Source organism: Billgrantia ethanolica (assembly GCF_021404305.1).
GTDB lineage: Bacteria > Pseudomonadota > Gammaproteobacteria > Pseudomonadales > Halomonadaceae > Halomonas > Halomonas ethanolica.
On sequence record NZ_JABFTX010000004.1, the window covers coordinates 245,193 to 260,687 of the forward strand.

The following is a 15,495-nucleotide window of genomic DNA, read 5'->3' on the forward strand; positions in this document are numbered from 1 at the left end:
GGAGAAACCCATGAAGAAAGTTACCGCCGCTCTGCTCGCCGGCTCCGCCGCCCTGGTCTTTGCCACCGTGGCCCAGGCCGAACCCGATGGCGAGGCGATCTACAACCAGGCGTGCATGGCGTGCCACATGACCGGTGCCGCCGGCGCCCCGATCAAGGGTGATGCCGACGCCTGGGCCGAGCGCCTAGAGCAGGACATGGACACCCTGTATGCCCACTCCATCGAGGGTATCGGCGCCATGCCGCCGAAGGGTGGCCACGCCAACCTGAGCGACGAGGAAGTAAAAGCCGCCGTCGACTTCATGCTCGAGCCGGTGCTCTAACCGCGCCGTCAAAGCTCAGGCGGACCTCTCCGCCTGAGCGGCGGGGCGACTGGCCCAGATCGCCATCACGCGCCCCGCCGCCACCATCGCAATACTCTTCCAGACAGCGCCACGTCTTACCGTAGCCAAGCCTGCCTACCCCTTAGGGATTACCTCTTAAACCCCGTCCCCAGTCCCTCCCGTGCATGATCCACGTCAATTCGATGACGTTGGTCTACTGGCATGATGGGCAACACCACATAAGCAACATTTCAAATGCATGTTCTTGGTATCTGTCTTCGATACCCCGAACAAATGCTTGGTAAGGAATGCCCATGTTCATCCGGCGCAACCCGCTCCTCTCCCTGGCTCTCGTCTGTGCATTCGCCATGTCGATGCTGCTCGGAGCAGCCGCACAGGCCTTCGAGCTGTCCCAGGTGAAAGCAGGCTTTCCCGATGCCACTCGCCTGGCCGATGCCCAGGGCGAGCATCTCACCAAGGCGGTCTACGCCGGCGACACCCTGCTCGGCTACGCCTTCGAGACCGACGACATTGCGCCGATTCCGGCCTACTCCGGCAAACCGATCAACATGCTGGTGGGCATCGACCTGGAAGCCCGTATCACTCAGGCCACCATTCTCGGCCACGAAGAGCCGATCATGCTGGTCGGCATCCCCGAGCAGCGCCTGATCGACTATGCCGATGCCCACACTCCTCATCACGTCAACGAGCGGCTGCGGGTGGGCGAAAACCTGGACGCCATCTCCGGCGCCACGGTCACGGTGATCGTGCTCACCGAAACGGTGATGCGCTCCGCCCGGCGGGTCGCCGCCGAGCAGGGCCTGATCGACGACCCGCTGGCGACGCCGCCGGCCGAGGTGCGCTACGACGTGTTCGAGCCGGCCGACTGGGAAACCCTGGTGGGCGACGGCACCGTTCGCCGCCTGCACCTGACCCACGGCGAGATCGACGAGGCCTTCGTCGGCACCGCCGCCGAAGGCTACGCCAGCGGTCAGGCGGCCGAGAACACCTTCATCGATCTTTACGTCACCTATCTCAATGCGCCGACTGCCGGTCGCAACCTGCTCGGCGACATCGTCTACGAGCAGCTGATGGAGCGCCTGGAAGAGGGTGAGCACGCCATCGGCGTAATGGCCAGTGGCGACTACTCCTTCAAGGGCTCCGGCTATGTGCGCGGCGGTATCTTCGACCGCATCGAAGCGTCCCAGGGCAATACCAACATCGCCTTCCAGGACAGCGACCATCGGCGCATCGTGCGTCTGGGCATCGACGGCGCACCGCGGTTGACCGAGCGCGACATCTTCATCATCCGCAGCGAAGCCGAGTTTGATCCGGGCGAGCCTTGGGAACTGGGCCTGCTGGTGCGCCGGGCCGCCGGGCCGCTGGAAACCGAGTTCGTCCGCTTCAACGCCCACTACAGCATCCCCGAAGCCTACGTCGAACGCTTCGAGGCGCCGGTGGAAGAGGCGCTGTGGGTGCAGGTGTGGCGCGACCGCACCTTCCAGATCGCCGTGCTCGGCGCCGGCCTGACCGTGCTGACGGCGATCATGCTGTTCCAGGACGTGCTGGTGCGCTATCCGCGCGTGTTCGCCCCGCTGCGTGTCGGCTTCCTCATCTACACCGTGGTGTTCATCGGCTGGTACTCCCTGGCCCAGCTCTCGGTGGTCAACATCCTGACCTTCGTGCATTCGCTGATGGGCGGCTTCAGCTGGGAGTCGTTCCTCATCGACCCGATGATGTTCATCCTCTGGTCGTTCGTCGCGGTGACGCTGCTGATGTGGGGCCGCGGCGTGTTCTGCGGCTGGCTGTGTCCCTTCGGCGCCATGCAGGAGCTGATCAACAAGGCCGCACGCAAGCTCCGGGTGCCTCAGTTCGAAGTGCCCTTCGCCCTGCACGAGCGGCTGTGGGCGATCAAGTACATCATTCTGCTGGCGCTGTTCGCGGTCTCGCTGCACTCGCTGGGCCAGGCCGAGCGCTACGCCGAGGTGGAGCCGTTCAAGACCGCCGTGACCATGCGCTTCCAGCGCGAGTGGGCCTTCCTGGCCTATGCCCTTGGCCTGCTCGCCATCTCGGCCTTCACCCACAAGGCCTACTGCCGCTACATCTGCCCGCTGGGCGCGGGGCTCGCCATTCCCGCCCGCCTGCGCCTGTTCGACTGGCTCAAGCGCCACCGCGGCAGCTGCGGCACCCCCTGTCAGATCTGCGCCAACGAATGCGAAGTGCAGGCCATCCACCCCGACGGCCGCATCAATGCCAACGAGTGCCACTACTGCCTGGACTGCCAGGTGACCTACCACGACGACCGGCGTTGTCCGCCAATGATCAAGCGCCGCAAGCGCTACGAGAAGGCCGCTCGCGGCTCCTCGAAGGGCGGTGCCGTTGAATCCTTCCCGGCCGACGCTGCGCAGGGCAGCCAGGCCAAACTGCAGCGCATTCCCACTCTTCAGGAGGAGTGACCATGAGCGACAAGAACGACCACATCAAGGACCTCAGCCGTCGGAATTTCCTGCGCAACAGCGCAGTGACCGGCGTGGCCGGGGCCAGCTTGGCAGGCGGCTTCGGCGCCGGCGCCCTGGTACGCAGCCGCCCCGCGGAGGCAGCCACCAACAACGAACACCACGTGGAGCCGGGCGAGCTGGACGAATACTACGGCTTCTGGAGCGGCGGTCACTCCGGCGAGGTGCGCATCCTCGGCGTACCCTCCATGCGTGAACTGCTGCGCATCCCGGTGTTCAACGTCGACAGCGCCACCGGCTGGGGCATCACCAACGAGTCCAAGCGCGTGCTGGGGGAGAACGCTCCGCTCAACGGCGACACCCACCACCCCAAGGTGAGCTACACCGACGCCCGCTACGACGGTCGTTACTGCTTCATCAACGACAAGCTGAACACTCGGGTAGCGCGTATCCGTCTGGACATCATGCGCGCCGACAAGATTCTCACCATTCCCAACGTGCAGTCGATCCACGGCCTGACGCTGCAGCGCGTGCCGAGCACCGAGCGGGTCTTCGCGGCGGGCGAAATGATCGTGCCGCTGAACAACAACGGCGAATACCTGGATGATCCGTCCGAATACTGGACCATGATGACCTGTATCGATGCCGAGACCATGGAGTTCAAGTGGCAGGCGATCGTCGACGGTAACCTGGACAACTGCGACACCGACTACAGCGGCCGCTTCGTCGCCGCCTCCTGCTACAACTCGGCGCGCGGCATGACCCTGCCGGAAATGATGGGCCCGGAGCGCGACTGGACGGTGATCTTCGACGTCCCCGCCATCGAAGCGGCCGTTGCCGCCGGCAACTACACCACCATCGGCGACTCCCCGGTCCCGGTGGTCGACGCCCGCGAGCAGGCCCACCAAGGCCGCAACGCCTTTGCCCTCTACGTGCCGACCCCGCGCAGCCCGCACGGCGTCAACACCGCACCACCGGAAGGCAAGTACTGCGTGGTCAGCGGCAAGCTATCGCCGACCTGTACCGTGATCGAGTGGTCCCGCGTGGCCGAGTGGTTCGACGGCGGTCTGTCCGACCCGCGCGACGTCGTGGTGGCCGAGCCGGAAGTGGGCCTGGGGCCGCTGCACACCACCTACGACAACCGCGGCAACGCCTACACCTCGCTGTTCCTCGACAGCCAGGTAGTGAAGTGGAACATCGAGGACTCCATTCGCGCCTACAACGGCGAGGAGGTGAACTACATTCGCGACCGCATCGACGTGCACTACAACATCGGCCACATCAAGGCCTCGCTGGCCTGTAGCCGCGACGTGGACGGCAAATACCTCACCGCGCTGTGCAAGTTCTCCAAGGATCGCTTCCTGCCGGTAGGCCCGATGCATGCCGAGAACGACCAGCTGATCGACATCACCGGCGAGCAGATGAAGCTGATTCACGACGGTCCGACCTACGCCGAACCCCATGATGCGCTGATGATTCGTGCCGATCAGCTCAACCCGTCCCAGGTCTACACCCGCGACGATCCCTACTTCGCCGAAACCGTGGCCATGGCCCACGCCGATGGCGTCACGCTGGAGACGGACAACAAGGTCATTCGCGACGGCAACAAGGTGCGGGTCTACATGACCTCGGTGGCGCCGAGCTTCGGCACCACCGAGTTCCGCGTAAAGCAGGGCGACGAAGTCACCATCGTGGTCACCAACATGGACACCATCGAGGACGTCAGCCACGGCTTCGCCCTGGTCAACCACGGCATCAACTTCGAGATCCATCCGCAGCAGACCTCGTCGGTGACCTTCGTGGCCGACAAGCCAGGGGTCCACTGGTACTACTGCAGCTGGTTCTGCCACGCCCTGCACATGGAGATGTCAGGTCGCATGCTCGTAGAACCCGCATGACGATGTAACCCGGCCGGCCCCCGCGGGGCCGGCCACTGCAACACCCGAGGTGACCGTAATGCAACATACTCTTTTCTCATTCCTGGGCGGCTGCGCCCTGCTGCTGACGGCAACGTTTGCCTTCGGCGAGCTGCGCATCGAGCCCGGCGACGGTCCTCTCCAAGCTCATATCGATACGGCCGCGCCTGGCAGCGAGCTGACGCTCGCCGCCGGGATCCATATCGGCGGTATCCTGATCGATAAGCCCTTGACCCTACGCGGCGAGCCCGGCGCCATTCTCGACGGCGAGGGCAGCGGCGACGTGATCCGCGTGCGCGCCCCGGACGTGCGCATCGAGGGCCTGACCCTGCGCAACTCCGGTTTCAACCTGACCGACATGAACGCCGGCATTCACGCCGAACGCGAAGCCCACCGCATCCACGTCGAGAACAACGTGATGGAGAACGTGGCCTTCGGCGTCTGGGCATGGCACCTGGAGGCACCCAGCGTGATCGGCAACCGCATCGCCGGCAATACCGGCGTGCGCTCTCAGGACCGCGGCGACGCCATCCGCCTATACAACATCAGCGGCGGCACCATTGCCGACAACGACGTACGCGACAGCCGCGATGCCATCTACGTCGATACCAGCCGCGACCTGACCTTTCGCAACAACCGACTGCGCGACTCGCGCTTCGGCATCCATTACATGTTCACCCACGGCGGCAAGATCGTGGGCAACCACACCAGCGGCACCCGGGCCGGCTATGCGCTGATGATGTCCCGCGATCTGGAAGTGGTAAACAACCGCTCCGAGCGCGACATGAACTACGGCATTCTGATGAACTACGTCAACTACAGCACCATCGCCGGCAACGACATTCGCGGTATCACCGCCTGGCACGGGCCCGGCGGCAGTGAACACGGCGTCACGCTCGGCGCCGAAGGTAAGGCGCTGTTCATCTACAACTCCCAGCGCAACGAGATTCACGGCAACCGCCTGGCCGATAGCGAGATGGGCATCCACCTGACGGCAGGCTCCGAGAACAACCGCCTCTACGCCAACGCCTTCATCAACAACCGCCAGCAGGTGATGTACGTGGCCACCCGCCATCAGGAGTGGTCCCGGGATGGCCGCGGCAACTACTGGAGCGACTATCTGGGCTGGGACCTGGACGGCGACGGGGTCGGCGATACGCCCTACGAGCCCAACGATGCCGTCGACCGCCTGCTGTGGCGTCACCCCGAGGCGCGCCTACTGCTGCACAGCCCCGCCGTGGTCGCGCTACGCTGGGTACAGCGCCAGTTCCCGATCTTCCGTGCCCAGGGCGTGCAGGACAGCGCCCCGTTGATGCACGCCCCCGACCTTGGAGAAGCCCAATCATGAATCCGGTAATCGAATGTCGCGGGCTGACCAAGCGCCACGGCGAGCTCACCCGCCTCGACAGCCTCGATCTCACCGTCCAGGAGGGCGAGGTACTCGCCCTGCTGGGCCACAACGGCGCCGGCAAGACCACCACCATGAAGCTGATTCTGGGCCTGATCTCGCCCAGCGCAGGTTCGCTAGAAGTGCTCGGCGGCGCTCCCGACGGCCCCCATGCCGAAACCCTACGCCGCCATCTGGGCTATCTGCCGGAGAACGTCAGCTTCTACGAGCAGCTCAGCGGTCGTGAAGTGCTCGATTACTTCGCCCGGCTCAAGCGGATCGATCGTCGCCAGGTGGATGAATTGCTCGAGAAGGTGGGCCTGGGCCACGCGGCCAAGCGTCGGGTCAAGACCTACTCCAAGGGCATGCGCCAGCGCCTCGGGCTGGCCCAGGCGCTGCTCGGCGAGCCGCGCCTGCTGCTGCTCGACGAGCCCACCACCGGGCTCGACCCCGCTGCCACCCGCGACTTCTACGAAACCGTGCGCGAGCTGCGCGAGCGCGGCTGCACCGTGCTGCTTTCCTCCCACGTGCTGCCGGGGGTGGAGCCCTACATCGACCGCGCGCTGATCCTCGGCGCCGGCCGGCGCCTGGCGCTGGGCAGCCTCGAGGAGCTTCGCCACGAGGCATCGCTGCCGCTGACCATTCGCGCCAAGGGTCGCTGGCCCGGGGTCGACTGGTCCGCCGGCTGGGACGATACGCGCATCGCCCCGCGCTATCTCAACGGCTCGGCGCTGGAGCTCGGCGTGCACCCCTCGGCCAAGATGAGCGCCTTGCGCCGGCTGACCGGCACGCCGGGAGTCGAGGACATCGACGTGCTGCCGCCGACGCTGGAGCACTTGTACGCTCACTTCTCGGCGCCCGTCGCCGCGGCTTCGTCCACCTCCGATCAGCGAGGCACGCCATGAACACCACCTTTATCGTCGCCCGCAAGGAGTTCCAGGACGGCCTGCGCAATCGCTGGGTGCTGGCCATCGCCCTGATCCTGGCCGCACTCGCCGTCGGTATCGCCTGGTTCGGCGCTGCCGCCAGCGGCGGCATGGGCTTCACCTCACTGGCCACCACGGTAGTCAGCCTGTCGACCCTGGCGGTATTCCTGATCCCGCTGATCGCCCTGCTGCTGGCCTACGATGCCGTGGTCGGCGAGCAGGAATCCGGCACCCTGCTGCTGCTGCTCACCTATCCGCTCAGCCGCACCTCGCTGCTGCTGGGCAAGTTCCTTGGTCACGGGCTGATCCTTGGTGCCGCCACGGCGCTGGGCTTCGGCATTGCCGGGGTGGTGATCGCCTTCGCCGCCGATGGCGTGGCGCTCGGCGAGCTTATCGCCAGCCTCGGCCTGTTGATCCTCAGCAGCGTGCTGCTGGGCTGGGTGTTCATCGCCTTCGCCTACCTGATCAGCGTGTGGGTGACCGAGAAGGCGCGCGCCGCCGGGCTGGCGCTGGGCGTGTGGTTCCTGTTCGTGCTGGTGTTCGATCTCGGCCTGCTGGCGCTGCTTGTGAGCGTGCAGAGCGGCGCCGACTGGCTGCCGTGGCTGCTGCTGCTCAACCCCACCGACGGCTTCCGTCTGATCAACATGGTCGGCTTCGAATCCGCCCAGGCCTATACCGGGGTGACCGCCATTGCCCAGAACACCGCCTTCCATGCTGGCTGGCTGCTGCTGATCCTGGTCGGCTGGATCGTCGCCCCGCTGGGACTGGCGATCCTGCGCTTTCGCCACCATTCCGCCTGACCCATGACTAGGCTGTGTAGGAGAACGACCATGATACGCACCACCCTCGCCGCCCTGGTTCTTGCCGTGTTGCTGGCAGGCTGCAGCGGCAGTGAAGACAAGCCTCTCGCCGCGGCCCAGCCGATCACCGACGGCGACAGCTGCCACGTGTGCGGCATGCTGATCGCGGATTTGCCGGGTCCCAAGGGCCAGGCCTACCTGAATCGCGACGATGCGGTACGCAAGTTCTGCTCCACCACCGACATGTTCGCCTTCCTGCTGCAGCCGGAGAACGAGAACCGCCTGAGCCATGCCTGGGTCCACGACGTGGCCGTGACGCCCTGGAGCCGGCCGGCCGACGACGCCTTCATCCTGGCCAGTGAAGCCTGGTACGTGGCGGGCCACGACCAGCGTGGCGCCATGGGCCATACGCTGGCATCCTTCAGGGAGCGCCACCACGCCGAGGCCTTCCGCGAGACTCATGGCGGCGAGGTGCTCGCCTTCGGCGACATCGACCTGGAGCTGCTGACCGAGCTCGCGCGGGCGGATGCCAGCATGCAGCACAACGGCGGCATGCCCGGCCACGCAGGCCATGGCAACGAAGTGAACGACCACGCCGGTCACGGTGGCGCCATGCACGGCCACTGATACGTACCCACTGCAGGGGAGGGTCCAGCCCATGGTCATGAAGCTCGCCTCGCGTGCCGTCGCCGTCCTGCTGATATCGCTGAGCCAGTCCGCCTGGTCCGGCGATACCTCTCCCTCACCTCCGGTTGGCGACGCGCAGCGCGGCGCCGACATGGCCAAGCTGTGCACCAGCTGTCATGGCTACCAGGGGCGCAGCGTGACCTCCCGCTATCCGAGCATCGCCGGCATGGACGAAGCGCGCTTCATCGCCGGCATGCAGGCGCTGCGGGCCGGCGAGCGCGGCCACCTGATGGCCAGCATGACCCGCGGCCTCAGCGATCAGGACATCGCCGACCTGGCGGCCTACTATTCACAGCTTGACCCCCAGACACAGCTTGAGCCCCAGACACAGCTTGAGCCCCAGACACAGCTTGAGCCCCATACGCAGCAGGAGCCGCACCCCGAGGACGCCGACGCAAGCGTGCCGTAAAGACTCTGCTCGCCGTAACCGATATCTGACGGGGTCGGCGCGGCGGGCTGCGAGTGCTACCATCCCAGGCTTGTCGATCAGGAACCCGAACATGACCCGATCCCTTCGGCCCCGCGCCGCATTCCGGCTGCACGCCGGCCTGGTGCTCGCGGCCCTGCTGGCGGCCTTTCCCTTTGCCAGCGTGGCACTGGCCACCAACTACAACGTGAGCGACGTCGAAGCCCACGGCCACTGGCACTCGCTGGCCCTGTCGCTAGGCGAGGAGCGCCACTTCCGCGCCCTGGAGCAGCACAGCTACAGCGACTCCATTTTCAGCGTGAACTACACCCCCGGCGTGTGCGACCTGCCGTGGCTGGAAGTGCGCGTCGAACTCGAGGAGCTCCAGTCGGAGAGTCGCGTGGCCAACCTGGTGCCCGGCGACCTGCGAGTCGACTACGCCACCATCCACAGCGGTGCCGCGGAATTCATCACCCAGCGCGGCGACCGCGGCTTCTACGTCAACTTCTATCTCGACGAACTGGATCTGCTGATCGACGAGATGAGCGAAGGCGAGACCCTGCGCCTGCGCTTCGACCGCGGCGACGAGGACTACTGGTTCATGAGCTTCGACCTGGCGGGTGCCGGCGACGCCATCGCCCGCGCTGAGCGGCTGTGCGAGGCGGCCGGCTGATGGCAACGCTGCTGTTTCGGCTGGCCAACGTCTCCGAGGAGGAGGTCTGGGAGGTACGCCGACTGCTCGACGAGCACGGCTTCGACACCTACGAGACCCACGCCGGCTTCTGGCGCCTGGGGGTCGATGCCATCTGGCTGCGCGACGACACCCAGTTGGAAGCGGCGCGGGAAACGCTCGCCCGCTACCAGGCCGAGCGGCAGGCGCGGGTACAGCAGGAACATGCCAACCAGATCGAACGCGGTGAGGCGCCTACGCTGTGGCAGCGTCTGCGCCATCACCCCTTGAAGGTCTTGCTGGTGGTCTGCGCCGTGGCGGCGATATTGGCGCTGACGTTGGTGCCCTTCCTGGGCCTGATCTAGGCTCTGTCTGAAAATTGCCCCACGCCCGACACGACAAGCCGCCGCCCGAGGGCGGCGGCTTGTCTATTGGCGGCTGGTATCAGCGCAGCAGCCGGGTATCCAGGTACTCCACCGATAGATAGTCGTCGAAGGCCCACAGGCGCACGAAGCGGCTACGCTCCTGGCGCTCGCTCTCGCTGCCGCCCCAGATCGTCAAACCGTTCGGCTCCTGCGGCATGTCGCCCTTGAGCTGCTCGAACCACCACTCGGTCATATCCTCGCCCCACGGCTGGCCGTACTGCGAGACCAACTGCTCCTTCACGGCCGCGTGATCCTCCACCTCGGGATGAAAGGCCACCACCAGGGCCAGCCGGTCGCTGCCGGCCGGGAAGACGTAGCGCAGATCAGTCACCGGTTCGCCATCCACCTGACGTTCGCCGTCGATGAGCAGGTCGTCATGCTCGGTCTGGTGCCGCTCGATGTTGGCGATCTGGTCGCTCTCGAGCCGCGCCAGCACCTCTTCCGAGCTCATGCCGAACTCGGCGCTGCGGTAGCCGGAGATCTCTTCCGCCGCGACGGCGGCACTGGCCGCGGTCAGTGCCAGCGCCGTGAGCAGCCCACCGAACAGCGCTGCGGGTTGGGTAGTCATCGCCATGGGAACTCCTCTTGAGCCGCTCCGGCCCATGCTTTCAGTTGTCTTCGTCGGTAGCCACGACGCGTATCACGCCAATCATGCCCCGGTTGTGATGGGGCTGGCAGTAATACTCGTAGGTGCCCTCTTCATCGAAGGTCCGCTCCCAGCTCTCCTCGGGAAAGAGACGGCCGGAGGCGATCTCCTCGTCGGGGAAATAGATGTCATGGTTGGAGCGGCGTTCGACGTTGACCCAGCGCACCGTGGTGCCGACGCTGACCTCCAGCTCATCCGGCTGGAAGCGGTTGTTGACCATCTCGATCTCGACCACATCGCCGCCGGCCTGGGCCGCCCCGCCGATCAGCAGGGCGCCCAGCAGGCCAAGGGTGGTCACGAGCCGCACGCGCATCTTCATTGCCCACTCCCCCTCGGGTCCGAGCGCATCACCGCGTGATGCGCGTGGCGTTGATCTCCACCATGTCTTCCTCGAAGTCGCCGGGAATCTCGGCGTCGAAGGCCAGACCGTACTGCCAGGAGACGTGGTGGAAGCGTGAGGCGGCATAGTCGTCGTGCAGCGCCACGTTGAAGCTGTACTTGCGGTCGGTGGCGAGCGGCTTGTCGCCCTCCACGCCGGTACGCAGCGCGCGGGTCAGGTAGGCGGTCCATACGCCATTCTCCTCCATCGCCGTCATGACCACCGCTTCGCTCTCGGAGAGATGCCGCTGCTCGAGGATATAGCCGCTCTCGGTGAGCTCGGCACCGCTCTTGTAGCGCGCGATGTCGAGATAGACGCCACCCCCCAGCAGCTCGGTGATCTCCGCCTCGTCCTTGAGCTTGTCCCAGCCCCCCCGCGCCGCGCCGCGGCGACCGCGGATCTCGATCTCGCTGCGGCTCTCGCTGAGGTACTTGGTCACGCCGTTGAGCATGTCGAGGCGCTCGGCCAGCTCGCTCTGAGCCAGGGCTTCCGCTTCCGGCGCATCGGGCATGTAGGTGGAGTCGTGGTGACAGCTGGCCCAGCAGCCGCCGCGGTCGGCCATGTCCACCCGCTCGTCGGCAAAGCTGACGGTGAGCTTCATGGGGTTGTCCGGGTCCATGCGGCCGCCGTCGACGAAGGGCAGCGGCGCGTGCTCGCCGGCTTCCCACTGGAAGCGCATGAACAGGTAGTCGTCATCGAAGGTGGCCTGCACGGTCATCGGAATGTGGCCGCGCTTGTCGCCCAGATCATAGGTCTCGATCTTCTCGGCGCTGGTGGCCAGCGCTCCGATCTGCGCCTCTTCGCCCGCATGGCACCACACGCAGCGGTCGCCGAAGCTGAAGGCACGGCCGCCGCCGTGGGAGCTGCCGTCCTGGATCCACTCGATGGAGGCCTGACCGGGCAGGAACAGAGTCACGTCCAGCGCCGGCACGTCGGACCAGTCCAAGGTCGCGGCGATGTCACCCTCGGCCGCCACGGCTTCACCCAGCTCTTCGGCTTCCAGCGGCATGGCCGGCTCGCCGCGCTCCGGCAGATCGGTGACGGGCTCGTCGTGCTCGAAGCGGTAGGCCCACACCGGCGACTCGTCCCAGTCTGCGGGAAGCTCATGGGCGATACCCTGGTGGCATTCGATGCAGGTCTGGCCCTGCTCGAAGGCGCGCGCATGCTCGCGGGCGGCGCGCGGCGCCTGCTGTTCGAGGTCCATGGCCGACCAGTCGTGGCAGTTGCGGCACTCACGCGAGTCGGTGCGCAGCATGGAGCGCCACACATTCTCGGCCAGCTGCAGCCGCTTGCCTTCGAACTTCTCCTTGGTATTGATGGTGCCCAGCATCCAGTGCCACACCTCGCGGCTGGCCTCGATCTTGCGCACCATCTTCGGTCCCCAGGAGTCCGGCACGTGACAATCCGAGCAGGTGGCCCCGACCCCGGTGGCGTTCTGGTAGTGGGGCCGGTCCAGGTACTCCTCGTGCACCCAGCTCATCTCGTGGCACGCCGTGCTGCAGAACTTCATGCTGTTGGTGGCTTCCATCACGGTGTTGAAACCGCCCCAGAACAGGATGCCGGCAACGAAGAACACCACGGCGGCACCCAACGATGCCCCCATGATGGTGATCCTGCGCCAGTTTCGTAGACGCTCCCCCATGATCTCGCTCTCCCCAAAATGTCGTGCCACGAGTCGTGCTTGTTGCTTATGCCTGCCTCCCGGTGGTGCCTGGGCTGTCGGCTTCTTCTGCAGGCGCTTCGCGCGAAGCGACTGAAGAAGAAGCCGGAGCGCCGCGGGGCGCTCCGGCCGGCGGGCTTAGCCGCGCTCGTACTTCTTCAGACGGTTGTAGACGTTGAACTTGCCGGTCGGCGTGTTCAGGTTCTCGATGACTTCCTTGACCTCGAGGGTCGCGTCGTCGAAGACCACGATGGCGCCATCGTCCTGGTGGCCACGGCCGCGGGCCCAGATGGAGACCCACACCTCGGTGCCGGACTGGTCGTACTCCATGTGCACGGCCACCGCATCATGCTCGACGGGACGGTCGGCAACGTGGATCGGAGTCAGCTCGCGAGTCTCCTTGTCCATGACCATGATCCACTGGTTGACGTCGGCCTCCGGGTGCATGGCCTGATCGATCCAGACGTGGGGCGAGTTCGGGTGGCTGCGCAGGAACAGGCCCGGGCCGTCGGTCTCCACGGTGCCGCAGATCTCCCAGGCATGCTCCGGATGGCCCTCGGGATCGGTGCCCCAGAAGGTCACCAGGCCCTCACCCAGGTGGGTGGTACCGGCCACCGGACCACACTCCGGGTCGATCCAGTTGGCACCCGGACCCGGGTGCGGGATCTGGCCGGTGTTGAGCAGGCCGACGAGCTTGCGCTCCACGGTATCGACGAAGGCCATCTTGTGGCTGAAGTTCGCCGCGATCATGAAGTAGCGACCGGTGGAGTCGAAAAAGCCGTCGTGCAGATACTCGGCAGACGCGATGTGGTCGATGCGCAGGTTGTCGATATCGCTGTAGTCGACCTGCCAGACCTGCCCGGTCTCCTTGACGTTGACCAGGAAGGAGGGCGCATGAGGCGTATCGTAGAGCGCCGCCACGCGGGCTTCGTGGACGTAGTTGCCCTCGGTGTCGTAGCCGCGAGTGGAGACGACCTTGAGCGGCTCCATGGTCTCGGCGTCGGCGATCACGAAGTGCGGGGGCCAGTAGCCGCCGCCGATGACGTACTTGTCCGCCCACTCGCCGTAGTGAGATACCGCCACGTCGCGGGCGTCGATGCCGATGAACACCTCGGCGGTCGCCTGGGGCGGGTCCATCCACAGGTCGATCTTGGTCAGACGACCGTCACGGCCCTGGACGTACCAGAAGCGGCCGTCGGAGCTCGACTTGGCCACGTGCACGGCATAGCCGGTCTCGGCCTCGGTGATCAGCTCCTTGGTGTCGCCGTCGATGATGCCCATGGCGCCACGGTCACGCAGGATGGTGACCATGAAGTTTTCCCAGTTGCGGTCGTGCTGGGGCTCGGTGGGCCACTCCTCCTGGGGCACCAGGATGCGCCAGGTCTCGCGGATGTCGGCAAGCGACATCTCCGGCGGCTCTTCCGGGGTCTGCTGGATGTACTTGGAGATCATGGTGATCTCCTCTTCGTCCAGGATGCCGTCGAAGTTGTTCATGCCGCCTTCGGTGCCCAGCGCGATGATGCTCTCCAGACGGCGCTGGCCCATCTCCTGGGTGTTTTCCGGCAGCAGATTGGGGCCGGTGGCGCCCTTGCGCAGGGTGCCGTGGCAGCCGGCGCAGCGCTGGAAGTAGATGGCGCTGGCGCGCTCCATTTCCTCGGCCGTCATTTCAGGGGCCGCGGCCTGGGCGGTACCCATCATCGCGGCCAATGGAAAGCTCAGGGCAAAGATCCCCTTGGTCAATGCTCTCATGTGCATATCGTGCCTCGCTTGGTTTCCCCTTCGGGTAGTGGCTGGCGGGTGCCCGGCATGACCCATTCTTCTCTACCGTTCGGCGACCATGCGCTTCAGCCACCCCCCACCTGACGCCATTAGTAGCAGGTTTGACTTTTGGCTCACTTGACCACTGTCAATAGATGCATTCTGGAGTTGACTTATGTCAGAAGAGGGGCGAAATAACCGTCGGCAGACATGCAACGACCCGCTGGGCGGGCCATTCCGCAGATGTCATGCGTGGCGGATGTCTGCATCAACGACAGGGGCGCATTGCTGCGGTTCGCTGCCCCTGCGCCACGCTTGGCAGCGGCGAGAGCAGCTCCTCCTCATCGGTATTGGCAAAGCGGCGCAGGGCGGCGATGTCCTCGACATGTACGCAGTTGCGCTCGCAGCTCACCCCGACCTCCTTGAGCCGAGCCATGGCCCGCGAGAAGCTCTCCGGTTTCATCCCCAGCCGGCCGGCGATGAGCAGCTTGTCGCAGGGCAGGCAAACGGTGGCCTGATTGGTTTCGCAAGGGCACAGGGAAACGATGAAGGCCGCCAGTCGCTGGTAGGTCGGCTGGTTGGTCAACTGGTCGAGCTGACGCACCAGATAGCGCAGCATGCCCGTCAGGTTGGCGAGCAGATTGAGCGTCAAGCCGTGGTTGCGCTCCAGGGTGGTGAGAAAGTGATCGGCTGTGAACACCAGCAGACGGGCGTCCTCGGCAACGGCGGCGTTGACCGGAAATCCCAGGCGGTCGAACATCGCCGCCTCGGCAAAGGACTCGCCGCGGGTGAACAGCCCCACCATGCATTCGTTACCGTCGGGACTCTCGCGAAACAGCTTGACCCAGCCGCTCAGCACCACATAGAAACGGTCCGCCGGCTCGCCGGCACTGAACAGCAGCGTGCCGCGACGATAGCTGCGCTCCAGGGCGCCGTCGGTGAGCAGCGCCAGGGTCTCGTCGCCGAGCCCCGAGAACAGCGGCACCTGCCTGACGGCCTGCAGGGCCTCACGACTCAGCGGCGATTTCATCGGTTTCTCCTTCATCATGGCATCTCC

At 65.7% G+C, this 15,495-nt stretch carries 15 protein-coding genes; 10 read left to right on the forward strand and 5 right to left on the reverse strand.

What is annotated here, in order from left to right; genetic code table 11:
- Window positions 1-10: 10 nt before the first annotated feature.
- The 10 genes from HOP53_RS17725 to HOP53_RS17770 all read left to right on the forward strand — a co-directional run bounded on the left by HOP53_RS17725 (window position 11) and on the right by HOP53_RS17770 (window position 9,935).
- Window positions 11-322, forward strand: coding sequence for a c-type cytochrome (locus HOP53_RS17725; protein ID WP_234251214.1), 312 nt, complete (start codon window positions 11-13; stop codon window positions 320-322).
- 314 nt (window positions 323-636) lie between these two features.
- Entirely contained in the window at window positions 637-2,778 is a 2,142-nt protein-coding gene (nosR, locus tag HOP53_RS17730; RefSeq protein WP_234251213.1) for a transcriptional regulator NosR, read from the forward strand.
- A 2-nt stretch (window positions 2,779-2,780) separates the two neighbouring features.
- On the forward strand, window positions 2,781-4,676 hold the full coding sequence (gene nosZ / locus HOP53_RS17735) for a TAT-dependent nitrous-oxide reductase (RefSeq protein WP_234271258.1): 1,896 nt from the start codon (window positions 2,781-2,783) through the stop codon (window positions 4,674-4,676).
- A gap of 58 nt (window positions 4,677-4,734) precedes the next feature.
- Window positions 4,735-6,042: a nitrous oxide reductase family maturation protein NosD gene (locus tag HOP53_RS17740; protein WP_234251211.1), complete on the forward strand. Its 1,308-nt coding sequence runs from the start codon at window positions 4,735-4,737 to the stop codon at window positions 6,040-6,042.
- On the forward strand, window positions 6,039-6,986 hold the full coding sequence (locus HOP53_RS17745) for an ABC transporter ATP-binding protein (protein WP_234251210.1): 948 nt from the start codon (window positions 6,039-6,041) through the stop codon (window positions 6,984-6,986). Before HOP53_RS17740 ends, HOP53_RS17745 begins: the two co-directional genes overlap by 4 nt.
- Window positions 6,983-7,807, forward strand: a complete 825-nt coding sequence (locus HOP53_RS17750) for an ABC transporter permease (protein WP_234251209.1) — start codon at window positions 6,983-6,985, stop codon at window positions 7,805-7,807. Before HOP53_RS17745 ends, HOP53_RS17750 begins: the two co-directional genes overlap by 4 nt.
- 30 nt (window positions 7,808-7,837) lie before the next feature.
- The gene (locus HOP53_RS17755) at window positions 7,838-8,434 is read left to right on the forward strand and encodes a nitrous oxide reductase accessory protein NosL (RefSeq protein ID WP_234251208.1); all 597 of its coding nucleotides are present in this window, start codon (window positions 7,838-7,840) and stop codon (window positions 8,432-8,434) included.
- Between the two features lie 31 nt (window positions 8,435-8,465).
- Window positions 8,466-8,903 (forward strand): c-type cytochrome, encoded by a 438-nt coding sequence (locus tag HOP53_RS17760; RefSeq protein WP_234271259.1) that lies wholly within the window; start codon window positions 8,466-8,468, stop codon window positions 8,901-8,903.
- Between the two features lie 91 nt (window positions 8,904-8,994).
- Window positions 8,995-9,573 (forward strand): hypothetical protein, encoded by a 579-nt coding sequence (locus HOP53_RS17765; protein WP_234251206.1) that lies wholly within the window; start codon window positions 8,995-8,997, stop codon window positions 9,571-9,573.
- Window positions 9,573-9,935 carry a DUF6164 family protein gene (locus HOP53_RS17770; RefSeq protein WP_234251205.1) on the forward strand — a complete coding sequence of 121 codons (363 nt, stop codon included), beginning with the start codon at window positions 9,573-9,575 and terminating at the stop codon, window positions 9,933-9,935. Before HOP53_RS17765 ends, HOP53_RS17770 begins: the two co-directional genes overlap by 1 nt.
- A gap of 79 nt (window positions 9,936-10,014) precedes the next feature.
- Here the strand turns inward: HOP53_RS17770 and HOP53_RS17775 are convergent, their stop codons facing one another.
- The 5 genes from HOP53_RS17775 to HOP53_RS17795 all read right to left on the reverse strand — a co-directional run bounded on the left by HOP53_RS17775 (window position 10,015) and on the right by HOP53_RS17795 (window position 15,486).
- Window positions 10,015-10,569 carry a hypothetical protein gene (locus tag HOP53_RS17775; RefSeq protein ID WP_234251204.1) on the reverse strand — a complete coding sequence of 185 codons (555 nt, stop codon included), beginning with the start codon at window positions 10,567-10,569 and terminating at the stop codon, window positions 10,015-10,017.
- A 34-nt stretch (window positions 10,570-10,603) separates the two neighbouring features.
- Window positions 10,604-10,960 (reverse strand): cupredoxin domain-containing protein, encoded by a 357-nt coding sequence (locus HOP53_RS17780; protein ID WP_234251203.1) that lies wholly within the window; start codon window positions 10,958-10,960, stop codon window positions 10,604-10,606.
- Between the two features lie 28 nt (window positions 10,961-10,988).
- A complete protein-coding gene (locus HOP53_RS17785) occupies window positions 10,989-12,623 on the reverse strand; it encodes a NapC/NirT family cytochrome c (RefSeq protein ID WP_234251202.1) in 1,635 nt (544 codons plus the stop codon).
- Between the two features lie 195 nt (window positions 12,624-12,818).
- Window positions 12,819-14,429 (reverse strand): nitrite reductase, encoded by a 1,611-nt coding sequence (locus HOP53_RS17790; protein ID WP_234251201.1) that lies wholly within the window; start codon window positions 14,427-14,429, stop codon window positions 12,819-12,821.
- 277 nt (window positions 14,430-14,706) lie between these two features.
- Window positions 14,707-15,486: a Crp/Fnr family transcriptional regulator gene (locus tag HOP53_RS17795; RefSeq protein WP_234251200.1), complete on the reverse strand. Its 780-nt coding sequence runs from the start codon at window positions 15,484-15,486 to the stop codon at window positions 14,707-14,709.
- Between the last annotated feature and the right edge of the window lie 9 nt (window positions 15,487-15,495).